At 68.2% G+C, this 22,816-nt stretch carries 18 protein-coding genes; 7 read left to right on the top strand and 11 right to left on the bottom strand.

All coding sequences use genetic code 11. The features are described from left to right. Positions 1-531 precede the first annotated feature (531 nt). The 5 genes from HF995_RS05895 to dnaB form a co-directional block, all read right to left on the bottom strand. Entirely contained in the window at positions 532-1,776 is a 1,245-nt protein-coding gene (locus tag HF995_RS05895) for a hypothetical protein (protein WP_168446800.1), read from the bottom strand. A gap of 65 nt (positions 1,777-1,841) precedes the next feature. Next, on the bottom strand, positions 1,842-3,008 hold the full coding sequence (locus tag HF995_RS05890; protein WP_168446799.1) for a DUF262 domain-containing protein: 1,167 nt from the start codon (positions 3,006-3,008) through the stop codon (positions 1,842-1,844). After that, entirely contained in the window at positions 3,005-4,096 is a 1,092-nt protein-coding gene (locus HF995_RS05885) for a hypothetical protein (protein ID WP_168446798.1), read from the bottom strand. The genes HF995_RS05890 and HF995_RS05885 overlap by 4 nt, the downstream gene beginning before the upstream one ends. Beyond that, on the bottom strand, positions 4,086-5,762 hold the full coding sequence (locus tag HF995_RS05880) for an HsdM family class I SAM-dependent methyltransferase (protein ID WP_350308752.1): 1,677 nt from the start codon (positions 5,760-5,762) through the stop codon (positions 4,086-4,088). Before HF995_RS05880 ends, HF995_RS05885 begins: the two co-directional genes overlap by 11 nt. A gap of 220 nt (positions 5,763-5,982) precedes the next feature. Then, positions 5,983-7,347 (bottom strand): replicative DNA helicase, encoded by a 1,365-nt coding sequence (dnaB, locus tag HF995_RS05875; protein ID WP_168446797.1) that lies wholly within the window; start codon positions 7,345-7,347, stop codon positions 5,983-5,985. Positions 7,348-7,677: 330 nt separating this feature from the next. Here dnaB and HF995_RS05870 point away from each other — a divergent pair, with 330 nt between their 5' ends. Further along, positions 7,678-9,018 (top strand): MATE family efflux transporter, encoded by a 1,341-nt coding sequence (locus HF995_RS05870; protein WP_168446796.1) that lies wholly within the window; start codon positions 7,678-7,680, stop codon positions 9,016-9,018. A gap of 115 nt (positions 9,019-9,133) precedes the next feature. Here the strand turns inward: HF995_RS05870 and rplI are convergent, their stop codons facing one another. The 5 genes from rplI to HF995_RS05845 form a co-directional block, all read right to left on the bottom strand. Next, a complete protein-coding gene (gene rplI, locus HF995_RS05865) occupies positions 9,134-9,583 on the bottom strand; it encodes a 50S ribosomal protein L9 (RefSeq protein WP_168446795.1) in 450 nt (149 codons plus the stop codon). Positions 9,584-9,611: 28 nt separating this feature from the next. Continuing rightward, a complete protein-coding gene (rpsR, locus tag HF995_RS05860; protein ID WP_098458044.1) occupies positions 9,612-9,848 on the bottom strand; it encodes a 30S ribosomal protein S18 in 237 nt (78 codons plus the stop codon). A gap of 83 nt (positions 9,849-9,931) precedes the next feature. Next, positions 9,932-10,429 carry a single-stranded DNA-binding protein gene (locus tag HF995_RS05855; RefSeq protein ID WP_168446794.1) on the bottom strand — a complete coding sequence of 166 codons (498 nt, stop codon included), beginning with the start codon at positions 10,427-10,429 and terminating at the stop codon, positions 9,932-9,934. Between the two features lie 69 nt (positions 10,430-10,498). Beyond that, entirely contained in the window at positions 10,499-10,855 is a 357-nt protein-coding gene (gene rpsF / locus HF995_RS05850; protein ID WP_168446793.1) for a 30S ribosomal protein S6, read from the bottom strand. 228 nt (positions 10,856-11,083) lie between these two features. Beyond that, positions 11,084-13,438 carry a transglycosylase domain-containing protein gene (locus tag HF995_RS05845; protein WP_168446792.1) on the bottom strand — a complete coding sequence of 785 codons (2,355 nt, stop codon included), beginning with the start codon at positions 13,436-13,438 and terminating at the stop codon, positions 11,084-11,086. Between the two features lie 244 nt (positions 13,439-13,682). On the opposite strand from HF995_RS05845, the gene HF995_RS05840 reads away from it, so the two are divergent. The 3 genes from HF995_RS05840 (at position 13,683) to HF995_RS05830 (ending at position 16,863) form a co-directional block, all read left to right on the top strand. Next, entirely contained in the window at positions 13,683-14,351 is a 669-nt protein-coding gene (locus tag HF995_RS05840) for a PadR family transcriptional regulator (RefSeq protein WP_168446791.1), read from the top strand. Next, positions 14,348-15,442: an inositol-3-phosphate synthase gene (locus HF995_RS05835; protein ID WP_168446790.1), complete on the top strand. Its 1,095-nt coding sequence runs from the start codon at positions 14,348-14,350 to the stop codon at positions 15,440-15,442. Before HF995_RS05840 ends, HF995_RS05835 begins: the two co-directional genes overlap by 4 nt. A gap of 107 nt (positions 15,443-15,549) precedes the next feature. Next, entirely contained in the window at positions 15,550-16,863 is a 1,314-nt protein-coding gene (locus HF995_RS05830) for an MFS transporter (protein ID WP_168446789.1), read from the top strand. Positions 16,864-16,875: 12 nt separating this feature from the next. On the opposite strand, the gene HF995_RS05825 is transcribed toward HF995_RS05830, so the two are convergent. Further along, positions 16,876-18,315: a CCA tRNA nucleotidyltransferase gene (locus HF995_RS05825; RefSeq protein WP_168447015.1), complete on the bottom strand. Its 1,440-nt coding sequence runs from the start codon at positions 18,313-18,315 to the stop codon at positions 16,876-16,878. Positions 18,316-18,462: 147 nt separating this feature from the next. On the opposite strand from HF995_RS05825, the gene HF995_RS05820 reads away from it, so the two are divergent. Genes HF995_RS05820 through murJ form a run of 3 tightly spaced genes read left to right on the top strand, consistent with a single transcriptional unit; the run spans position 18,463 to position 22,798 of the window. Then, complete coding sequence (locus tag HF995_RS05820; protein ID WP_168446788.1) at positions 18,463-19,059, top strand: NUDIX hydrolase; 597 nt, start codon at positions 18,463-18,465, stop codon at positions 19,057-19,059. Then, a complete protein-coding gene (locus HF995_RS05815) occupies positions 19,056-21,149 on the top strand; it encodes a DUF6049 family protein (protein ID WP_168446787.1) in 2,094 nt (697 codons plus the stop codon). The genes HF995_RS05820 and HF995_RS05815 overlap by 4 nt, the downstream gene beginning before the upstream one ends. Beyond that, positions 21,146-22,798, top strand: coding sequence for a murein biosynthesis integral membrane protein MurJ (gene murJ / locus HF995_RS05810; RefSeq protein WP_168446786.1), 1,653 nt, complete (start codon positions 21,146-21,148; stop codon positions 22,796-22,798). The genes HF995_RS05815 and murJ overlap by 4 nt, the downstream gene beginning before the upstream one ends. Positions 22,799-22,816 lie beyond the last annotated feature (18 nt).

The following is a 22,816-nucleotide window of genomic DNA, read 5'->3' as shown; positions in this document are numbered from 1 at the left end:
GGGTGCGATCTGGTGGCTCTCGCGGGGCAACTAGAGGTAGAGCTGCCGGGCGGTCAGCTTGTGGGTTCGGCACAGGTTTACGATGCGAGTGGCCACGTAAGTCGTGGTCTGCGTGGGACTCGGGCGCGCCACGCAAAGAACGGTCTCCCCCAGCCCCCTCCATGAGGGCCTCGTGACGTCGCAGCTGCTTCGTCACCGTCGCCCGCGCCAAACCTGCATTCGCGGCGATGTGAGCGATCGACGGTTTTGGCAGCGCTGCACGAGGCGCGATCTTCCGGCAGGGATCGGAGGGGCGCAAACGTGGATTATGAGAGGTTGGTCCCTCAATCAGGCGGGTGCACGGGTACCTCCATCCTGCAGGTCGACACCTTCCTCTTCCTCACGACCGCCCGCGCGTCATCAGGGCATGATCCATAACGGCAATGTGAGCCGCGGTCCTCGGCCGCTGCTCCCGACTTCGAGGGTAGTCGAGTGCAGTCGCGTGGTCCTTGGCCCCCGCCCCAGCGAGCAGGCAATCAGGGAGCAAATCAACTACAGCACTCTCCGGAGATCGTCGACAAACGCGGATGCCTGGTCACTGTTCTTGTCAACCCACAACTCTGCAAGACTCCTCAGAACGCGCGTGCGCCCATATGCAGTTGCCAAGTCGTTCACCCAATCGTGGGAGTCCTTGCCCTCGAGGAGATCCATCCGCGCCTGAAGCTCGCTCACGGGGACACGTAGACGGTGCGCTAACTCGGCATATTCAAGCCGAAGCGACTTGAAGAGTTCATCGGGGTCAAGATCTGTAGGCAGAAACAATGCTGGCCAGCGACGACTCTTCGACTCAAATACCTCAGAGCGCTTGTCACCGTCAAACACATAGGCAAACCGGACCGCCGATTCGGGAGGTTTCGGCAAATGGCGCTGCAGCTCTACCATGTACCCAGATCCATCGCCCCAGACAATCGCCGTCTCTCTCGATGCCCGCTGACCCATCACCTCAACAAGGACCCTCGTCAGGGTAAACGCGGACTCGTCCTCAACAAACAGAACTCTTCGAACGACCGGATCCCCCACTAGCAGGTCCGCAAGCGAGGCGTCGTCACGCGAATGAACAGCCATCGTCCTACCCGACTCATCCACACGGAGCAAGACGAACGCCTCCTGCGCGAGAGCCTCCGAGATCATGGTCGACGCGTGGCTCGCAACCACAATCCGCCAGCCTCGGTCGAGGCACACTCGCAGAAGGCGCGTCAACAGGGCCGAGGATCCGACCGGAGGGAGGTATGCATCCGGCTCATCCAGAATCAATGTTATGTCGGATCTCTCCCGATGTTGCTCGAGGATCCAGAACAATAGGTGAACCGAGAGCTCGCCAAGACCCATGTCGCGGGATGTGTATCGAACGCCACGGTATCCGACATCAAAGTACGGAAGCAACTCGACTTCAGCACCGCCAAACCCGTCGCTGTACGAGGAGTCACTCGACTCGATCTCGAGTGCATACCAGTCGACGCTTTCATACTCGCGCCCGACAGCTCGCTCTACGTCACTTCGCCGCTTATCATCCGGACCGACTCGCCCGAACTCATTCTTCATATCCACGAAATCATCTCGCGAACGCAAGACAGTCAAGACCCGCTCGCACAACTCGTGCAAATTGACAAGCAGCCCTTTATCTCCGAGCGAATCCGCCAACGCCCGGAGCGCCCGAGATTTTCCCGATCCGTTGAGCCCACCGAGAACTATGCAGGGATCCCCTAGATCGATCTTCGCACCCTCGAAGGAGAACACTCCTCGCGGTCTCGTGCCGCCAGCCCTCCTCAGAGACGGCCAAAGCCTTGCCTCCTCAGCACTTCTCAACAGTCCATCTCCGCCTGTCCGAGCGACGCTCCCCAGGACGAGGAATCGACGAATCCGGCAATAGTTGACTGTGTGGAATCGGGCTCCAGACGGAGTCGTTCCAGGAGTTCATTGGACCCATATCTACCCGCCGTGTGGTAGCGAATCTGCGAGTAGATGTGGATAGCTAGGTCGCGAATTCGCACGGATGACACATCAGTCACGCGATATGACGCGCGGTCGTCGTACTGTCGGAGCACTTCCGCGAGCACCTGCGCGTCTGTGCTCTGCACTGGCAGGTCTCCAGCCTTGACAGATGAGCGGTCCGCCTCGAAGTCTGCCAGAATGGTCTCGTGAAGCGGCCCCGTGAATACTGGGGCCCAGTGACAGTAGACCAGCCAGGTCTGAAGGGTTCCCTTGTTGAATCGAACCCGGGTTGGAACCCTCTGAATCTGTGCCAGCAGTTCGCGCCCAGCAAGCAGAACCCCGTTGATTGTTGCATCGGTAAACGGCTCACCGCGGTAGAACTCTTCGACGACGTTGTTGTTGATATGCCGTTGCAGCGTTCCGACCTCGAGGGCGACGCACGTGCGCGCGATAATGTCATCGTATGCGAGGCGCCCGTTAGAGAACCCGATAGTTGAGATGTCGAGCAAGCCCTCATCCATGAGGGTCGTGACGAGGCGCTTCACCTGGTCACGGGCGGGTCCATGAAGAGCATTTCTCTTTTCTGGAGGCGTCAGATTGTAGGCCTGATTGAGCCGGAAGAAGAGCTCGTTGGGTTCTTGCGCTCCGTAATGGCTCAACGTGATGATTGGCAGGACAAACCGGTTGACCAGCTTCCGGGTGGCAGCAGGCAGCGTCGAATAGTTCAAGCCGTCCAGGTTGGCGATCGACTCGTCATGGGGTTCAATCCTGCCGTCGATCTTCACCCGATCGTCGAAGAAGTCCCTGATTGCAGCTAGGCGTTGTTGCCCGTCAAGCACGACTTCTTCCCCGTTGGAGTCCAGGACGATGTGCACCGCTGGCACGTACCACTCACGCAGAATCGTGTCGATAAGCCGTTGGCGGCGTTTAGTGTCCCAGATCTCACCTCGCTGAAAGTTCGGCTGAAGATCCAGTTCGCCGGCACGGATGCGTGTGACGATCGTCTCGAGCTGGAGGTCGGACTTCTCTAGTTTCAACGCGTATCTCCGTTGTGTCGGTGTGCGCCTGGCAGTGCGTTGGCTTCATCGGATGCGGCAGCTTCGAACCGCGTCCGACGCGCAGCAACATGCATGTTGATGGGCGTTGTCTCTAGCACGTGGTTCGCCATGGCTGCCAGGAACGTAGCAGGCGAGAGGTTCTGCGGTGTGCGGTTGTGGTCAATGCGGACCCACGGAAGCTGCGCCAATGTGCGGTCCATCTCCGACTCCGTTACCTCGACGGGCTCGTCGTCGGGTGGAGGACCCTCCAGGCCCGCGGCGGCCGCGCGGCGTTCTTCGTCGCCGCCAGTGTCCGGAAGAGCAGGCACATCCTTGCCGTACTCCATCAGGATCACGCAGGTCGCGTGGTAGGCGTCGTCCTCGCGGCCCATCTTGCCAAGAAGGTCAAGGAGCCACTCCGCGGCGAGCGGCTCCCTATCGAACACGTCATTGCGAAGCCCGAACGCGAAACCCAGTGCGGCGAGCGGGTGCCTGAGACGTAGGTTCTTAGCATCGCCGTACGACTCCTCTACGCGGTTCGGCGCGTTCTTCCCATAGGAGGAGTCCATACGCTTGGTCGAGATCAGAAGTTCGGGTCCCGTCGACCAGTCGGCGATGATGACGTCTACCTGCTTGCGGTAGTTCTTACCCAGGATGCTGGCGCTCGCCTGCGAAACGCCCCGGACGTGGCCTTCCTTGGCCAACCGCTCGCGGAGGTCCGCGGCCTGACCCTTTGGCAAGGCATCAAGCAGTGCGGTGATTGCGGAGGGCATGATCCGCGGGTGCGTGGCGCGCGGCCAGACCACGTCCGGTGCGAAGCCAGCGCGACGCAATTCGTACGCAATCCATACGTCGATCGCAAGGGCGGGTACTCCGGTGGTCGTCTCTGCCCTGAGGTGCAGGGGCACGCCGAGGAGCCGCTGGAGCGTCGGATAGTCCGGCTGGTAATGGAGGGATCCGTCCTCATGCCTGATCCACGGGTTGGTGTACGTGCCCCATTCATTCAGTCCATCGGCAACGATCCGGTCGAAGAGCGGCCACGCAAGAGCCTTGGCAGAGGGCTTCCTTGACGACTTCTCATCGGCCACGTTGGGACCTTACCTCGCGTCTGCGGGCCATCTCAGCGCGGGCCGCCCGGACGTCGGCAAGCTCACTTTGGCTCACCCGGCCTTCGTCGACGAGGAGGGCTCCGTCGACCATGGCGACGGCCTCAAGGAGCCGACCGGCCTGGAGCCTACGACCGACCGCCCCGCGAACGGCTCGCAGGGCCTCAGCACGCGCGGCGACGAGCGTCGGCGAAGGCATTGCCCAAACGTCCGCCTCGCGCGGCTCGATTTTCAGTACTCCGCCGCCGTACGCGCGTCCGACCATCTCAGCGTTGAGCAGCGTGAGTGAGTTCAGGCTCGCGAGCGGGAGGAGGTCCAGTCCGAGCTCGCGGTGTTCATGAGCGAGGTAGACCCCATGGACCGAGTTGAGGTGGTGCGCGCGTGCACGGTTGGTCGTTAGGCGAGGCGTGTCGGCGTTCATGCACGTCAGCAGCAGATCGGCGGGCTCCACGAGAGGCACCCGATGCCATGGCTTCCTCATTCGGCACTTGTACGCCTCGTTAACACCGGTCCTCTCGCCAGCCTCAATGTAGGCCATTGCGGCTGGCGACGGGTTGTCGCCGGGGTGGAACAGGTACGTGGCCTTGCCAAGTCTCCCCAGGCTCGTGAGCATGCGCGACGACAGGACCAGGCCCCGCAGGTGCGAACTCCCAGGCGGGGAGAGCCGTACCAGCTCACTCCGTGAGAGGCCAAGCTCGGCGACACGCGCCGGGGAGAGTGCAAAGTAGTGATTGCCGCCCGTCACGATCCCCAGGGTCGTCTCGCCCCATGCCTGTAGGTTTGTGAAGGCGCCCGACGCGAGAAGCGCGCGCAATGGCGCAGTGGCCTCCGACGCGACCAAGGATCCCGTCCATTTCCCGGCTGGGTCGTGCGGCACCCAAGGCTGCCCTGCGGCGAGCCTTGCGAGGTCAGCGGCGTTGCGTGCTTGCCGGATCATGGCGTGGTTTGTTGGGCCCCGACGATAGCCCGATGCGAGGAGGAGCACGACATCCGCTTCGGCTTCGGGGAAGACTTGCTCGTCGAACAGGACAAGCTCGATCGTGGCGAAGTGCTCAAAGAGGAAGCGGCGCACGGGTGCCGCGTAGTTCACGCTGAGGAGCTCCGCAGGGAGGACGAGACCCAGTCGGCCACCATCCTTGAGGAACTGGGCACTATGCACGGTGAACGCAGCCCAGGATGACGCCAGGCCGGTCAGGGGGACGCCGGCTCGCAGCGCGGCCTCGCGGGACTTTGTGCGCGCCTCGCCTGTCCATCCCTGATAGCGCACGTACGGCGGGTTTCCGATTACGGCGTCGTACGTGGGCCTTGGGACAACGTCGAAGAAGTCGCGTACGCGCACGTGGGCCTGCCCGCCCGCGTCTCGTACGCGCTCGCGACCGCCGCGGGCCGAGTACTCGTGGATTTCTACGCCGTCGACCTCAGGAATGAAGTCAGGGTCAGGTGAGAGCTTCCGGAGTCGGTTGACGGCTGCGACAAGGAAGGCTGCATCACCAGCAGACGGCTCCATCACGCTGTCGTCAGCGGACGCGATCGCCCACTCAGCGATGAACGAGGAGATCTCGTCAGGCGTGAAGTACGCCCCCCGCGCCTTGCGTACATCGGGGGTGTCGTCAGGAGCTATCGGGACAGTTCGAACAGGGAGCACCACGCAAGTCATCATGTCGTACGCGTCTGACACGACCCGTGCGACCCGCGGGAGAGATGAGTCAGGATTCTAGATGTGACGTAGCCACTCGGCGCTTCTCCGACTCACCGACCCGGCTCACCACAGTTATGATAGAGAGCGTCTAGCAGGTACTGCGCGGAACTGCAGTCGCCGATGCGCAACTGCGCTCTTGCGAAGACTCGACAGCGCCTCGCCGGCCCGCTCACGCCTGCATGTCGACGAAGCGTGAGTAGTGGCCCTGGAACGCGACGGTGATCGTGTCGGTGGGGCCGTTACGGTGCTTGGCGACGATCACGTCGGCCTCGCCCGCGCGCGGGGACTCCTTCTCGTAGGCGTCCTCGCGGTGCAGCAGGATGACCATGTCGGCGTCCTGCTCGATCGAGCCGGATTCACGAAGGTCGCTCATCGCGGGCTTCTTGTCGGTGCGCTGCTCCGGGCCACGGTTCAGCTGCGAGAGCGCGATGACCGGCACCTCGAGCTCCTTGGCGAGCAGCTTGAGCGCACGCGAGAACTCCGAGACCTCTTGCTGACGCGACTCGACACGCTTGCCGGAGCTCATGAGCTGCAGGTAGTCGATGACGACGAGCTTGAGGTCGTGACGCTGCTTGAGCCGGCGGCACTTCGCGCGGATCTCCATGAGGGACATGTTCGGCGAGTCGTCGATGAACAGCGGCGCCTCGGAGATCTTGCCCATCGTGTTGGCGAGCTTCTGCCAGTCGTCGTCCCCGAGGGAGCCGTTGCGCAGCTTCTGCAGGTGGATGCGCGCCTCCGCAGCGAGCAGACGCATCGTGATCTCGTTGCGCCCCATCTCGAGGGAGAACACGCACGTTGTTGCATTATTCCTAATTGCGGCAGAACGCGCAATATCTATGGCAAAAGTTGATTTCCCCATTGCCGGCCTTGCCGCGATGACGATCATCTGCCCCGGGTGCAGGCCGTTCGTGAGGCGGTCGAGGTCCGCGAAGCCGGTGGGCACGCCGACCATGCCCTCGCCGCGGTGCCCGGCAGCCTCGATCTCGTCGACGGTCCCGCCGAGGACCTCGCCGAGCACGACGTAGTCCTCGCTCGCGCGCGTCTCCGTGACGGAGTAGACCTCGGCCTGGGCGTTGTTGACGATCTCGTCGACGTCGCCGCCGTCGGCGGCGTAGCCGAGCTGGACGATGCGTGTACCAGCCTCGACGAGGCGGCGCAGGATCGCACGCTCGCGCACGATGCGGGCGTAGTACCCGGCGTTCGCGGCCGTCGGGACGGACGAGATGAGCTCGTGGAGGTAGGGGGCACCACCGATGCGTCCGGCCTCGCCGCGCTTCGTGAGCTCGCCGAGGACGGTGATCGCGTCGGCGGGCTCGCCGCGGCCATAGAGGTCGAGGATCGCGTCGTAGATCGTCTCGTGGGCGGGACGGTAGAAGTCGTTGCTGCGCAGCTGCTCGATGACGTCAGCGATCGCGTCCTTCGAGATGAGCATGCCGCCGAGGACGGACTGCTCGGCCGCGACGTCCTGCGGCGGGGTCCGGTCGAAACCGCCCGAGGACGGACGTCCGAACTGCTCGAGCTCTTCGACCGACATGGGACTCCTCAATCATCGTGCTCGCCGCGCCGTGGGGGCTCTGCCCTGCCCGCCCACGGACTTTCTACCTCCCACCTCTGACATGCGCCGCGCGGTGGGCGGCCGTCGAGAAGAGGGTGGGGTCCAGCGCAGCGTACGCTCCGGGGAGTGCGGGGTCGAATGCCCCGTGCACCGAGTTATCCACAGCCCTGGACAGTACTGTGGGAATCGCAGGACAGGCCGTGCACAGACTGTGGACAGAGCCGGGGATAACATGGTGGCGAGCGTTAACACTGGCGAGTTTTCCGCAGGATTCCAACGATCAGACCTGTGGACAGAAGATTGGTTTCCATGCGTCCACAGGGTGAGTCACCGAAGGATCAGTCCCTGGACCGGCAGATCGTCGCGCTCGCGCTCCCGGCTCTTGGCGCACTCGTCGCCGAGCCGCTCTTCGTCCTCGTGGACTCGGCCGTCGTCGGCCGCCTGGGCACCTCGGAGCTCGCCGGCCTGTCGGTCGCCTCGACGCTCCTGATGACCATCGTCGGGCTGTGCATCTTCCTCGCGTACGCCACGACTGCCGCCGTCGCGCGCCGCACGGGCGCTGGCCGGCGCGCCGAGGCGCTCCAGGCCGGCATCGACGGACTGTGGCTCGCCCTCGCGCTCGGTCTCGTCCTTGCGGCCGCCCTCGTCCTCGCCGCGCCGTGGGCGGTCGCCCGGCTCGGCGCCGACGGCGCCGTCGCGACGAACGCCGTCTCCTACCTGCGCTGGTCCGCTCCCGGCCTGCCGGGCATGCTGCTCGTCCTCGCCGCGACAGGCGTGCTGCGCGGCCTGCGGGACACGCGCACTCCCCTGTGGGTCGCCGCGGGCGGCGCACTGCTCAACGCGATCCTCTCGGTCACCCTCGTGCACGTGGTCGGTATGGGCATCGCCGGTTCCGGCCTCGGTACGACCATCGCCCAGCTCGCCATGGCCGTGGTCCTCGGCATCGTCGTCGTCCGTGGCGCACGTCGCGCCGACGCATCGCTGCGGCCGCACCGCGCGGGCATCTGGGCGCAGGCGCGCCAGGGACTCCCCCTCTTCGTGCGCACCTTGTCCCTGCGCCTCGCGATCCTCCTGACCGTCTTCGTGGCGACAGGCTTGGGCGCCCTGACGCTCGCGGGCCACCAGGTCGTCAGCGCGATGTGGGGCCTGACGGCGTTCGCGCTCGACGCCCTCGCGATCGCCGCCCAGGCGCTCGTCGGCACCGCGCTGGGGGCAGGCGACGTCGCCCGCACGCGCGACGTCCTGCGGCGCTGCCTGCGGTGGGGCGTCCTCGGCGGCGCGGCGCTCGGCGTCACCGTCGCGGCCGGCGGGCCGCTCGTCGCGCCCCTCTTCACGTCCGACGTCGCGGTGCAGGACGCCGTCGTCGCCGGGTTGATCGTCGCGGGCGTCCTCATGCCGCTCGGCGGCTGGGTGTTCGTGCTCGACGGCGTCCTCATCGGCGCGGGCGACGGCCGGTACCTCGCCTGGGCCGGCATCCTGACGCTCGTCGTCTACGCGCCGTACGCCCTCGCGGTGCGCGCGTTCGCGCCGGGCGGGTCCGCGGGCCTCGTCTGGCTGTGGGTGGGGTTCGCGGGAGTGTTCATGCTCGCCCGCGCGCTGACCACCGGCCTGCGCGCCCGTACGACGGCGTGGATGGTCACGGGCGCCTGACGCCGATCGCCTCCGTGCACCCCAGGTGCGCGCCGAGGCGATCCGTCCGAGGGGTGGGGAAAGCACGAGGCCCGGCTCCCCCGCTGGGGAACCGGGCCTCATCAGGACGACACCGTCAGGCGGCGACGACCTTCAGCTTGATGTTCGCCGACACCTCAGGGTGCAGGCGGATCGAGACCGTGAAGTCGCCGGTCGACTTGATCGGCTGACCGATCTCGACCTTGCGACGGTCGATCTTCTGCGCGACGGACGCCTCGACGGCCGCGGCGATGTCCGCGGTCGTCACGGCGCCGAACAGACGACCGCCGTTGCCAGCCTTCGCCTTGACGACGACGGCCTTCGACTGCAGCGAGTCGCGGATCGCACGGGCGTCCTCGAGCGACGCGATCTCGCGGGCCTTGCGGGCCTTGCGGATCGCGTTGACCTCGGACTCGGCACCCTTGGACCAGGCCGTGGCCAGGCCGCGGGGAACCAGGTAGTTGCGCGCGTAACCGTCCTTGACGGTGACGACGTCGCCAGGCTCACCGAGACCGGTGACCTCGTGGGTGAGGATCAGCTTTGCCATGTTCTTCTGCCTTTCTGTCTCAGCGCGCTCAGCGAGCCGAGGAGGAGTAGGGCAGCAGGGCCATCTCGCGCGCGTTCTTGACGGCACGGGCGATCTGACGCTGCTCCTGGACGGAGACGCCGGTGACGCGACGCGCACGGATCTTTCCGCGGTCGGAGATGAACTTGCGCAGCAGCGCGGTGTCCTTGTAGTCGACGACCTCGATCTTCGCGGTCTTCAGCGGGTTGGACTTCTTCTTGGGCTTGCGAACAACGGCCTTGGCCATCGTGTGCTCCTTGTCAGGTGCTCTGCCCCGCTCGCCTCCCGCGAGGGAGGACGGGGCTCGTCTTGTCTAGTTTCCGGTGCGGATCAGAACGGGGGCTCGTCGGCAAAGCCGCCGGAGCCGGCCGCAGGGCCGGATGAGGCCCAGGGGTCGTTCTGCTGGTATCCGCCACCGGAGGGGGCACCGCCGCCGCTGAAGCCGCCGCCACCGCCACCCGAGCGCTGGGCTCGGGTGACCTTGGCGGAGGCGTAGCGCAGGGAAGGACCGATCTCGTCCACCTGCAGCTCGACGACGGTGCGCTTCTCACCCTCGCGGGTCTCGTACGAACGCTGCACGAGGCGGCCCTGGACGATCACGCGGGTGCCCTTGGTGAGGGACTCGGCGACGTTCTCGGCGGCCTCTCGCCAGATCGAGCAGCGCATGAACAGCGTGTCGCCATCCACGAACTCGTTCTTCTGGCGGTCGAAGGTGCGGGGGGTCGACGCGACCGTGAAGTTGGCCACCGCCGCTCCGGAGGGCGTAAAACGCAGCTCCGGGTCAGCCGTGAGGTTGCCGATCACGGTGATGATGGTCTCGCCAGCCATGCCTGCTCCTTCGAGTTTCGTATCTGTCCGTCAAGCGATCGCCCGACGGCGCGGGGTGAGGTGTCGACGTCAGGAAGCGTCGGCAGCAACCTCGGCCGGAGCCTCGTCGGCAGCGGCGGCAGCCGCGACCTTGGACTCCTCGCGGCGCATGACCTTCGTGCGCAGGACGACCTCGTTGAGGCCGAGCTGGCGGTCAAGCTCCTTGGCGGTGGCCGGGGTAGCGGTGAAGTCGATCACCGCGTAGATGCCCTCGGACTTCTTGTTGATGTCGTAGGCAAGACGACGGCGGCCCCAGATGTCGACCTTGTCGACGGACCCACCCTCGGTCGTGACGACCTTCAGGTACTTGTCGAGCGACGGGGCGACGGTGCGCTCCTCGATCTCGGGGTCAAGGATGATCATCAGCTCGTACAGACGCATGCTCATACCCACCTCCTATGGACTCAGTGCGGCCACGGGACTTCCGTGACAGGAGGGTTGTGCGTCGCTGCGTTGGTCCCGGGTCTCGTCTCGATGGCGAGCGTCGCCAGGGCACAGCAAGATGCCAGCGTACCGGCTCGGGGGGCCGGGGACCAAGCCTGTGGACGGAGGTCACAGCCGGCGCACGACGACGGCGGCGCACCTGCGTCCTGCAGGTGCGCCGCCGTCGTGGTCTCAGTCCTCGCGAGCGGTCTCCTGGGCCGGCGTGGCCGGGGGCGTCGCGGGCGGTTCGGGCTCGCTCGGGGGCGGGGTCGTCGGGTCGGGTGCCGGCGGGGGGCCGCTCGAGACGACGAGCACGATGCTCGACTTGGTCGGCACCTGGGTGCCCTCGCCCGGTTGGACCGCGATGACGGACCCCTTGGGCTTGTCGCTCTCCTGGTAGCTGACGACGGGCTCGAGCCCGGCGGCGCGCAAGGCGTCGCGCGCCGACTTCTCGTCGGTGCCGATGAGCCCGCCGGGCACGGTCGCGCTGTCCGGCTCTTGCGTGGGCTCCTCGGTCGGCTTCTCCGTCGGCTCCTCGGTCGGCTTCTCCGACTTGGTCTCCGTGGGCGTCGGCGGAGTCTTGACGACCGGCTTGGTCCGTTCCGGGAACTCGAGCACCGGCTCACCCTCGAGCGCGGCGGTCATGTAGCTGGTCCACACGTCGAGCGGGGCGGAGCCACCGGTGATCTCCTCGTAGCCGCGGAACGGCGAGATCGGGTCTGCCTTGATGCCGTCCTTCCCGATCTGGTACATCGAGACCGCGGTGACGAGCTGCGGCGTGTAGCCGACGAACCACGCGGACTTGTTGGAGTTCGACGTCCCGGTCTTGCCGGCGACGGGTCGGTTGAGCGCCTTCGCCGTCTGGCCGGAGCCCTTCTCGACGACCTGCGTGAGCGCGTACGTCGTGTCCGCCATGATCTCGGCCTCGAAGGCCCGCTTCGGGACGCTGCCGCCCTCGTAGACGGCGTTGCCGTTCAGCTCGGCGATCGACTGGACGAGGTACGGCTCGGTGCGCATGCCCTCGTTGGCGAAGGTCGAGTAGGCGGCGGCCATGTCGAGCGCCCGCACGGACGAGACGCCGAGGACGTTGGCGGCGACGTCGAGGCTGTCGGTGTCCTCGGGGATGCCTGCGCGGACAGCGACGTCGCGGGTCGCTGCGGGCGTGACCTCGAGGTTGAGGTCGACGAACGCGGTGTTGATCGACTGCTCGGTCGCCTTGAGGAGCGAGACCCAGCCCCAGTTGCCGTTCGCGAAGTTGCGGACCGGGTCCTTGATGCCGTCGAACTTGCGGAGGTTCGAGCCGTTGAGGCGGTCGTCGAGCGTCTTGCCGGCCTCGAGGGCGGCGACGAGCGTGAAGGGCTTGAAGGTCGAGCCTGCCTGCGCCTTGTCCTGCGTGACGCGGTTGCGCTGGACCTTGACGTAGTCCTTGCCGCCGTACATCGCGCGGATCGCGCCTGTCGACGGATCGATCGAGACCACGGCGGTCTGCATGTTCTTCGAGGAACCCTCGAAGAGCGCCTTGTCCTTCATCGTCGCCTGGACGGCCTTCTGGTCGTCGACGTCGATCGTCGTGACGACCTTGAACCCGGCGGTATCGAGCTCCTCCGTGGTGAAGGGGGTCTTCTTGACGATCTCCTTGCGGACCTCGTCGAGGATGTAGCCCTTGGGCCCCGACAGCGTGTTGCTCTGCTTGAACTCCTTGGTCTCGGGGAACTCGAGGGTCGTGCGCTCGGTCGGGTCGAGGGTGCCGAGGAGCACCATCCCGTCGAGGACGTAGTTCCAGCGCTCCTTCGCCTTGTCCGGGTCGAAGCGCGGGTCCCACTTGGTGGGGCTCGGGATGATGCCAGCGATGAGCGCGGCCTGCGAGAGCGTCAGGTCCTTCGCGTCGACGCCGAAGTAGGCGCGTGCAGCGGTCTGGATGCCGTTCGTGCCGCGGCCGAAGTAGATGGTGTTGATGTAGTTCGCGAGGATCTCGTCCTTGTCCTCCTCCTGCGCGAGCTTGACGGCGAGCAGCGCCTCCTTGAACTTGCCCACGTAGTCGGAGGTGGTCCCGGACGTGTAGTAGCGCTCGGCGTACTGCTGGGTGATCGTGGAGCCACCCTGGCGCGTGCCGTGCCGCAGGTTGGTCCAGAACGCGCGCGCCATGCCAGGCACCGAGATGCCTGCGTTCTCGTAGAAGGAGCGGTCCTCGGCGGCGACGATCGCGTCGCGCACGACCTGCGGGATCTCCTCGGCCGGGATGAGCTCACGGTTCGCCTCGTCGACGAAGCGGCCCATGACGGTCTTGCCGTCGGAGTAGTAGACGGTCGTCGTCTGGCTGATCGCGATGCTCGCGGGCTCGGGGATGGTCGTCGTCGCGTAGGCGGTCACGACGACCCCGACGACGACGGCGACGGCGAAGAGGAAGCCGCCGAGGAGGAAGCGCCAGGACGGCAGCCAGCGGCGCACGGGCCCCTTGCCCGCACGCGGATAGTTGACGAACTTGCGCTTGCCCGGACGGGCCGTGGTGCGGCCCTTCGCGGTGCTGCGCTTCGTGGTTGAACCCACGACACACCCTTCTGCTGACTGAACGACGACTTGAACCCTATGCCGCTCATCGGCGTCATCCGAGGACCCAGCATGGTTCAGCCCAGTGTTTTCGCTCCCCGGACCCGAGGCCTGTGCGGAAACTTCACAGTTGCCCGGTGTGGTCGGCGTGCGTGGTGCTTGCATGTCTGGGTCCACGGACCTAGCCTGTCGATGTATCGATCCGATACATCGACATCAGACATGAGCGGGATGGGGGCAGGTCGTGCGCGCACGTTCCGAGGTCCTCGAGACCGCCATCCTCGGCATCCTCAACGAGGCACCGATGCACGGGTACGAGCTGCGCAAGCGGCTCAACGTCCTGCTCGGCTCCTTCCGGGCGCTGTCGTACGGGTCCCTGTACCCGTGCCTGAAGTCGATGCAGGCACGTGGTCTGATCGCAGGCACGGAGGGTTCGGGCGCACCGCCGCACGCGCTCTCCGGCAAGCGGGCACGTATCGCGTACGAGCTCACGGCGGAGGGCAAGGAACGCCTCCAGACCGTCCTCTCGTCGTCCGGGCCCTCGGCCTGGGAGGACGAGAGCTTCGACGTCCGGTTCGCCTTCTTCGGGCAGACCGACGCCGAGACTCGCCTGCGCATCCTCGAGGGGCGGCGTACCCGCCTCGCCGAGAGGCTCGAGAACGTCCGGGAGGGTGCGGCTCGCACCCGCGAGAGGCTCGACGAGTACACGCTCGAGCTTCAGCGGCACGGTCTCGAGCAGGTCGAGCACGAGGTTCGCTGGCTCGACGAGCTCATCGACACCGAGCGTGGCCGTGGCCGCGCCCGTGCCGGTTCGACGGCCCCGGGGCGCGCACCGCGCACCGTCGCCGCCACCAACGAAACAACCGCCGAGGACGAGAAGCGTCCCGGCACTGACTACAAGGAGCGAGGATGACCTCCATCCGCGTCGGGATCGTCGGCGTCGGCAACTGTGCCGCGTCGCTGGTCCAGGGTGTGCACTACTACCGCAACACCCCCGCTGACTCGACCGTGCCCGGCCTCATGCACGTTCAGCTGGGTGACTACCACATCTCGGACATCGAGTTCGTGGCGGCGTTCGACGTCGACGCGAAGAAGGTCGGCTTCGACCTGTCCGAGGCGATCCTCGCGTCCGAGAACAACACCATCAAGATCGCTGACGTCCCGCCGCTCGGCGTGACCGTCCAGCGTGGTGTCACGAACGACGGTCTCGGCAAGTACTACTCCGAGACGATCGAGGAGTCGACGGCCGAGCCCGTCGACGTCGTCCAGGCGCTCAAGGACGCGAAGGTCGACGTCCTCATCTGCTACCTGCCCGTCGGCTCTGAGGTCGCGGCCAAGTACTACGCGCAGTGCGCGATCGACGCGAACGTCGCGTTCGTCAACGCTCTCCCCGTCTTCATCGCGTCCGACCCCGAGTGGGCGAAGAAGTTCGAGGACGCTGGCGTCCCGATCGTCGGCGACGACATCAAGTCGCAGGTCGGCGCGACGATCACGCACCGCGTGCTCGCCCGTCTCTTCGAGGACCGTGGCGTCATCCTGGACCGCACGTACCAGCTGAACGTCGGCGGCAACATGGACTTCAAGAACATGCTCGAGCGTGAGCGCCTGGAGTCCAAGAAGCTGTCGAAGACGCAGGCCGTGACGTCGAACCTCCACGACGGCCCCCTCGCGGGCAAGAAGGAGGACCGCAACGTCCACATCGGTCCGTCGGACTACGTCGCCTGGCTCGACGACCGCAAGTGGGCCTATGTCCGCCTCGAGGGTCGCGCGTTCGGCGAGGTTCCCCTGAACCTCGAGTACAAGCTCGAGGTCTGGGACTCGCCCAACTCGGCCGGCATCATCATCGACGCGCTCCGCGCGGCGAAGATCGCCAAGGACCGTGGCGTCGGTGGCCCGATCCTCTCGGCCGCGACGTACTTCATGAAGTCGCCGCCCGTGCAGATGGAGGACCAGGAGGGCCGCGCGGCTCTCGAGGCCTTCATCGCGGGCACCAACGAGCGCTGATCCCCGCCCGTACCTGACGAGATAGTGCGCTATCTGTTGCTCGACGCGACAGATAGCGCACTTTCTTGTCTTCGTGGTGGCCAGAGGACCGGGAACGGGGTGGCGTGGTGAGCGTCTCAGCTGAGCTCCGTGTCCTCCTGCGGCGCACGGGGTTCCGGCGGCTGTTCACGGTGCGCCTGCTCAGCCAGTGCGCGGACGGCATGTTCCAGATCGGCCTGGCCACTCTCTTCTTCTTCTCCCCCGAACGGGCGAGCTCTGCCGGTCAGGTCGCGGTCGCGTTCGCCGTCCTCCTGGCGCCGTTCACGATCGTCGGCCCGTGGGCGGGCGTGTTCCTGGACCGGTGGCGGCGGCGCCAGGTGCTGCTCGTTGGCAACGTCCTGCGGGCAGCGGTCGCACTCGTCATCGTGGCGCTCATGGTCACGACCCCGCCCGACGACGACCTCGGCGTCGCGGTCTACCTCCTCGCCCTGGTCAACCTGTCGATCAACCGGTTCCTCCTCGCAGCGCTGTCGGCGGGACTGCCGCACGTCGTCGACGGGCCGCTGCTGCTCACAGCCAACTCCCTGCTCCCCACGCTCGGTGCGGTCTCTGCCGGGGTGGGGGCTGGCGTCGGGTTGGGCCTGGGGCTCGTGGTCCCGACCGGCCGGGCGCAGGACGCGGCCGCGGTGGTCGTGTCCGCAGCGCTCATGGCCACCGCGGCCTGGGCTGCCTCGCGCCTCGGCCGAGGGCAGCTCGGGCCCGACGACGCGGCGTCTGCTCCCCCGCTGCGTCGGGCCGTGGCCCGGCTCGCCTGGGCGCTGGCCGACGGCGCACGCTACCTCGTCGCACGCGGGACCCCCGGTCAGGCGCTCGCCGTCATGGCGGTGCACCGGTTCCTGTTCGGCACGACGCTCGTCGCAGCGATCCTGATCAGCCGGAACCTGCTCGCCGACCCGGCCGACGCCGAAGCAGGCCTCGCCGCGTTCGCGGCGGTCTCGGCCGCGACGGCCGCAGGGTTCGGCCTCGCCGTCGTGCTCACGCCCGTGCTGTCGCCGCGTTCCGGGACGCACTCGTGGATCACGGGCTCTCTCGTGCTCGGCGCCGCCGCGCAGGGTCTGCTCGTGCTCGAGGTGACCACCTGGACGATGCTCGTGGCGGGCGCAGCACTGGGACTGTCGTCGCAGGGCGCCAAGATCGCGGTCGACACGGTCGTGCAGCGGGACACCGCGGACGCGTTCCTGGGCCGGGCTTTCGCGCTCTACGACGTGCTGTACAACTCGGCGCTCCTCGGCGCCGCAGCCCTGGCGGCCCTCGCACTGCCTGACTCGGGCGCGTCCCGAGCGCTCTTCGTCGTGCTCACGGGCGGCTACGTAGGCGCCGCGGTCGTGTTCCACGCCTGGGGTGCACGCGCCCCGCGCGCGGCTGCGGCATCCCACCCGTAGACCGCGCGCAGCTCACTCCTGCGCGGCCCACCAGGCGAGGAGGTCCGCCTTCGCCGTCTCCTCGTCGACAGGGCCGCGCTCCATGCGCAGCTCGAGCAGGTGCTTGTACGCGCGCCCGACGACCGGGCCCGGCGAGATACCGAGGATCGCCATGATCTGCTGACCGTCGAGGTCCGGGCGGATCGACGCGATCTCCTCCCGCTCGGCCAGATCGGCGATGCGCGCCTCGAGCGAGTCGTACGTGTCCGAGAGGCGCTGCGCACGACGGCGGTTGCGGGTCGTGCAGTCCGCGCGGGTGAGCCGGTGCAGGCGCTCGAGCAGCGGTCCGGCGTCCGTCACGTAACGGCGCACCGCCGAGTCCGTCCAGCCACCGTCGCCGTACCCGTGGAACCGCAGGTGCAGCTCGACGAGGCGAGCGACGTCCTTGATCGTGTCCTTGTCGTAGCGCAGCTCCCTGAGGCGCTTGCGCGCGAGCTTCGCGCCCACGAGCTCGTGGTGGTGGAAGCTCACGCCCCCACCGGGCTCGAAGCGGCGCGTGGCGGGCTTACCGCAGTCGTGGAGCACCGCCGCGAGACGCAGCACGAGGTCAGGGCCAGGGACCGGGCCGTCCGGACCCGTCTCGAGGTCGATCGCCTGCTCCAGCACGGTGAGGGTGTGCTGGTAGACGTCCTTGTGACGCCCGTGCTCGTCGACCGTCTCCTTCATGAGGAGCAGCTCGGGGAGCACGTACATCGCGAGGCGCGTGTCGGTCAGCACCTCGAGGCCCGCCCGCGGGCGCGCCGACAGCAGGAGCTTGTCGAGCTCGGCGCGCACGCGCTCGGCGGAGACGATCGTCATCCGCTCCGCCATGTCGACGATCGCCTGACGCGTCGCCGGCTCGATGCCGAAGCCGAGCTGTGCCGCGAAGCGGGCGGCGCGCATCATGCGCAGCGGGTCGTCGTCGAACGACATCTCCGGCGCGATCGGCGTGCGCAGCACACCGGCGGCGAGGTCCACGAGGCCGTCGTGCGGATCCACGAACTCGAGCTGCGGCAGGCGCAGCGCCATCGCATTGACCGTGAAGTCGCGGCGGGACAGGTCGCCCTCGAGGGTGTCGCCGAACGTCACGACGGGCTTGCGCGACGTCGGGTCGTACTCGTCGGCACGGTACGTCGTCACCTCGACGACGATCTCCGCCCCGCTCCCCCGGCCCGCACGTGCGAACCGCTTGGCGCCGATCGTGCCGAACTCCTTGCCGATGTCCCAGTGCGCGTCGCCCCACGCGCTCAAGAGCGCGATCGTCTCGTCAGGACGCGCCGACGTCGTGAAGTCGAGGTCCGCGCTCGCACGGCCGAGGAAGGCGTCGCGGACCGGTCCGCCCACGAGCGCGAGCTCGTGACCCGCGGAGGCGAACACGTCGCCGAGCTCGAGCACCTCGGGCGCGAGCCCGGTGATGATGTCGAGAGCGCGCATGCGCAGCTCGGTCAGCGCGGCATCGTCGGGCTGACCCGCGGCAGGGGTCGGATTTTCAGGGCTCACGGCGTCCAAGCCTGCCAGACCGCCGGGCCGCCTGGGCGGTTCGGGCCGCCTGGGAGCGGTGCGCTTCGTTACAGTGGTGTGATGAAACCCGCAGCCGCTCCGCAGGGACGCCACCGCGTCCCCGCGCCGCCGGGCGGGCACGCACTGCGCATCGACCCTGACGAACGTGCACGTCAGAGCGTCCCGACGGCGCAGTCACAGCTCCCTGTCGTCGAGGAGACCTCGGCCGGCGGCCTCGTCGTGTCGATGATCGACGGCGTCGCGCACGCCGCCGTCATCGCCCGACGCAACCGTGCTGGCCGTCTCGAGTGGTGCCTCCCCAAGGGTCACCTCGAGGGCGACGAGACTCCCGAGGAGGCGGCCGTCCGGGAGATCGCGGAGGAGACCGGCATCACGGGTGCGGTCCGCACGCGGCTCGGCGTCATCGACTACTGGTTCTCAGGCGACGGCCGTCGCGTCCACAAGGCCGTGCACCATTTTCTGCTCGAGGCCGTCTCCGGCGACCTCACCGTCGAGGACGACCCCGACGGCGAGGCGGAAGACGTCGCCTGGATCGCGCTCGAGGACCTCGGCGCGAGGCTCTCGTACCCCAACGAGCGTCGGCTCGCGTCCGACGTCCTCGCGACGTTCGGCCCGCACGGCCCCTTCGTCCCGTCCGCGGACCCGCGACCGCGGTGAACGCTCGCGACGCCATGGTCGGTCGCGGTCCGGTCCTCAGGGGCCGGGCCGCGCTCGCGCGCAGCCTCGCCGCGGTCGGCGCGGTCGCCCTCTCGCTCGCGACGTCGCTCACGGCCCTCCCGCTCGCCTCGGCGACGACCGACCCGGAGCCGTCGACGGTGTCGCCGGTCGTCGTCGAACCGAGCGCCGTCACGATCGAGGACATCACCCCCCTCACGGTCACGCCCGCGGACACGGTCACCGTCCGCGTGACCGTGCGCAACACGGGCACGGAGCCGATAGCGGAACCGACCGCGTCGCTCTCCGTCGTGCGCTACCGCCTGCAGTCCCGCACCCAGCTGCGGGAGTGGTTCGCGGACGAGCTGGCGCTGCCCGCGGCGACGAGCCTGACGACGACCGCCCTCGAGGAGCCTCTCGCGCCCGGCGAGTCGCGCAGCGTCACCCTCTCCGTCCCGGCGGAGGAGCTCCGGCTCCTGCCCTACCCCGAGGCGTCGGGGCCTCGCGGGATCGTCGCCGAGCTCGGTGACCGCAGCACGGGCACGATCGCGTCGGCCCGCAGCTTCCTCCTGTGGTTCCCGGAGGGGGCGGTCCAGGCGGCCCGGCTGAGCATCCTCGTCCCTGTCACCGGGCCGGCCGCGACGCCGACGGACCCCGAGGCGTGGACGGCGAGCATGAGCGCCGCGGTCGCGCCGTCGTCGGGCCGTCTCGCTCGCGTGCTCGACGCGACGGCCGAAGCTCGCGAGGTCTCGTGGGTCGTCGACCCCGCACTCGTGGACGCGGCCGCCGCCGACGTCGGCGGGGCCGGCGTCTGGGCGTCCACGCTCCTCACGGGCGCCTCGGGACGCGAGGTCTTCGCGCTCGACCCGTTCGATCCCGACGTCGCCGCGCTCGCCGCCGCCGACGTCCTCCCGTTCCAGCGTGGCGCGTCCGCGACGAGCGACGCGAGGGTCCGCGGGTGGCGTGACGACCTGGCCCTGCCCGTCCCGGGCTCCGCGAACCAGCAGACGCTCGCAGGCGCCGCAGCAGCGGGGGACAGCCTCGTCGTCGTCGAGGGCGGGCTCGAGCCCGTCGGCCCCACGACGGCGAGCGGCGTCGTCTCCGTGCCCACCGGTTCCGGGACCGTCCGCGCTCTCGTCCCCGACGACGAGCTCAACCGGCTCTTCGCCACCGCCACGCCGACGAACCGACAGCTCCTGCTCGCCGAGCTCGCCGTGATCGCGCAGGAGCAGCCGGGGCGCTCCGCGCACGTGCTCATCACCGCCGGCCGCGACTGGGACCCCGACGTCGCAGGGACCTCGGCCCTCCTCTCCTCCCTCGCTGCAGCGCCGTTCGTCACCATGCAGCCTGTCGCCACGCTCGCGGGCGCGCAGGCGGACGAGGTGGTACGCCAGGACCTGCCCGACGGCGTCGCGCGCGCAAGCCTGTCCCCGCGCCTCCTGCGCACCGCCGCCGACCAGCTCGACGCCGTGACGGCACTCGCCGGTGTCGTGCCCGACCCGGACGCGCTCACCGCGACGTACACACGTGACCTGGCGGCCGCGACGTCTGTCGCCGCGGCACAGACCAGCGGCCTCGCGCGGCGCCTCCTCGAGGACGCGATCGCGCAGGGGGACACGCTCCTCGGCGGCATCTCCGTCCTGCCCGGCAGCACCGTCAACCTCATCAACGACTCGGGCGCGATCCCGATCACCGTCCGCAACGATCTCCCGCAGGCTGCGACCGTCACGGTCGCGCTCGTGTCCCGCGAGAGCCGCCTCAGCGTCGAGGACGTGCGCGAGACGACCATCGAGCCGGGCGAGACGGCCGACGTCCAGGTCCCCGTCCGCGCGATCGGGTCGGGCGACGTGCGCGTCGCCGTGCAGATCCGCTCCGCCGACGGCACGGTCGTCGCGGCCCCGTCCGAGATGAACGTGCGTGTGCGCGCGGGCTGGGAGACCGTCGGCACGGCGATCATCGGCGGGCTCCTCGTCCTCCTGCTCGTCGGCGGTATCGTGCGCACGGTCCGTCGCGGACGCTCCGCGCACCGCATGGAGCCGATCCGCCCCGCGGACCCGGACGACGAGAAGCAGGACGAGGCGGAGGAACGATGAGCGACGACGCGGCGTCCAGCGGCAAGAGCCTCGGACGCAGCTCGGCGGTCATGGCGGCCGGAACCGCCGTCTCGCGACTCCTCGGGTTCGTGCGGAACTGGCTCCTCGTCGGCGCGGTCGGGGCGACCGGCATGGCAGCCAACACCTTCGACCTCGCCAACAAGCTTCCGAACATGGCGTTCGCGATCATCGCGGGCGGAGCGCTCAACGTCGTCCTCGTGCCGCTCATCGTCAAGGCCTACCGGCACTCCGACGCGGAGGACCGTGTCAACCGGCTGCTGACCTTGTCGGGCGTCCTCCTGCTCGGGATCACGCTGCTGCTCACTGCTGGTTCGTCGGTCATCGTGGCGCTCGCCTCAGGGTCGGCGTGGAGCCCGGCGCAGCGAGCGCTCGGTGTGACGTTCACGCTCTGGTGCATGCCCCAGCTGTTCTTCTACGGGGTGTACACGCTCCTCGGGCAGGTGCTCAACGCCCGTGAGAGGTTCGGCCCGTACATGTGGGCGCCCGTCCTCAACAACGTCGTGTCGATCGTCGGCTTCGGCGCGTTCATCGCACTGTGGGGCTGGCACACGCCGACGAGCACGTTGTCCGACCCGTCGTCGTGGACGGTCCCCCAGATCGGGTTGCTCGCCGGGACGGCGACGATCGGTGTCGCCGCGCAAGCGCTCGTGCTGCTGTGGCCGCTCGCCCGGATGGGCTTCCGGTTCCGCCTCGCGTGGGGGCCGCGCGGCCTCGGCCTGCGGACGTCGGGGAAGGTCGCGCTGTGGACGCTCGCGGGCCTGTGCCTCGACCAGCTCGGCGTGTTCCTCACGACACGTGTCGCGGCGTCGGCCGACGACGCTGCCCGGACGGTCGCCGACGTCGCCGGCAACAGCGCCTACTCGCAGGCGCTCATGATCTACCTCTTGCCGCACTCTCTCGTGACGGTCTCGATCCTCACCGCGATGTTCACGTCCATCAGCGCGTCGGCGCAGGCTGGCCGGCGTGACCTGGTGCGCCGCGACCTCTCGCACGGCGTCCGCACGGTCGGCACGTTCACCGTGATCGCGTCGGCCCTGCTCATCGTGCTCGCGGAACCGCTCGTGCGCGCGCTCGTGCCGTCGATGACGCCCGGTGCGGTGAGCGCGGTCGGGCGCGTCCTCGTCGCGATGGCGCTGGGACTCGTGCCGTTCGGCGCGATGGTCCTGATGAAGTGGGTGTTCTACGCCTACGAGCAGGGTCGTACGGTCTTCATGCTCCAGGTGCCGGTCGTGCTGGTGCTCGTGGGTGGCTCGTTCGCCTCGATGTGGCTCCTGCCCGGGCAGTGGTGGGTCGTCGGCATCGGCGTGTCGATGTCGCTGTCGAACGTCGCGGGCGTGCTCGCCCGCTCGCGCTCGCTGCGACGTCTGCTCGGGGGGGTCGACGGCGCACGCATCGTGCGCATGCACGTGCGAGCGGTCGTCGCCGCGGCGGTCGCCGCCGTCGTCGGCATCCTGGTGCGCGACGCCGTCGGCGGAGGCGCCTCGAGCGGGTGGCTCCAGGCGGTGCTCACCTGCTGCGTCGTGGGTGCGGCCATGGCGGTCGTGTACTACGTGGGCCTGCGGCTCATGCGGGTTTCGGAGGTCGACGCGCTCGCCAAGATCGTGCGCCGGGTCCTGCGGCGGCGCTGAGCTCCCCGACGCGGCGGG

The organism is Sanguibacter hominis ATCC BAA-789, from assembly GCF_012396185.1.
Classification (GTDB): Bacteria; Actinomycetota; Actinomycetes; order Actinomycetales; family Cellulomonadaceae; genus Flavimobilis; species Flavimobilis hominis.
Note: the sequence above shows the minus strand (reverse complement) of the source record. Positions and strands in the feature narration are given on the sequence as shown.

Bases quoted from the DNA above. Each gene is read 5' to 3' on its own strand.
- dnaB (WP_168446797.1), bottom strand. From the start codon at position 7,347: ATGTCGGTCGAAGAGCTCGAGCAGTTCGGACGTCCGTCCTCGGGCGGT.
- HF995_RS05870 (WP_168446796.1), top strand. From the start codon at position 7,678: ATGCGTCCACAGGGTGAGTCACCGAAGGATCAGTCCCTGGACCGGCAG.
- rplI (WP_168446795.1), bottom strand. From the start codon at position 9,583: ATGGCAAAGCTGATCCTCACCCACGAGGTCACCGGTCTCGGTGAGCCT.
- rpsR (WP_098458044.1), bottom strand. From the start codon at position 9,848: ATGGCCAAGGCCGTTGTTCGCAAGCCCAAGAAGAAGTCCAACCCGCTG.
- HF995_RS05855 (WP_168446794.1), bottom strand. From the start codon at position 10,429: ATGGCTGGCGAGACCATCATCACCGTGATCGGCAACCTCACGGCTGAC.
- rpsF (WP_168446793.1), bottom strand. From the start codon at position 10,855: ATGAGCATGCGTCTGTACGAGCTGATGATCATCCTTGACCCCGAGATC.
- HF995_RS05835 (WP_168446790.1), top strand. From the start codon at position 14,348: ATGACCTCCATCCGCGTCGGGATCGTCGGCGTCGGCAACTGTGCCGCG.
- HF995_RS05825 (WP_168447015.1), bottom strand. From the start codon at position 18,315: ATGCGCGCTCTCGACATCATCACCGGGCTCGCGCCCGAGGTGCTCGAG.
- HF995_RS05820 (WP_168446788.1), top strand. From the start codon at position 18,463: ATGAAACCCGCAGCCGCTCCGCAGGGACGCCACCGCGTCCCCGCGCCG.
- murJ (WP_168446786.1), top strand. From the start codon at position 21,146: ATGAGCGACGACGCGGCGTCCAGCGGCAAGAGCCTCGGACGCAGCTCG.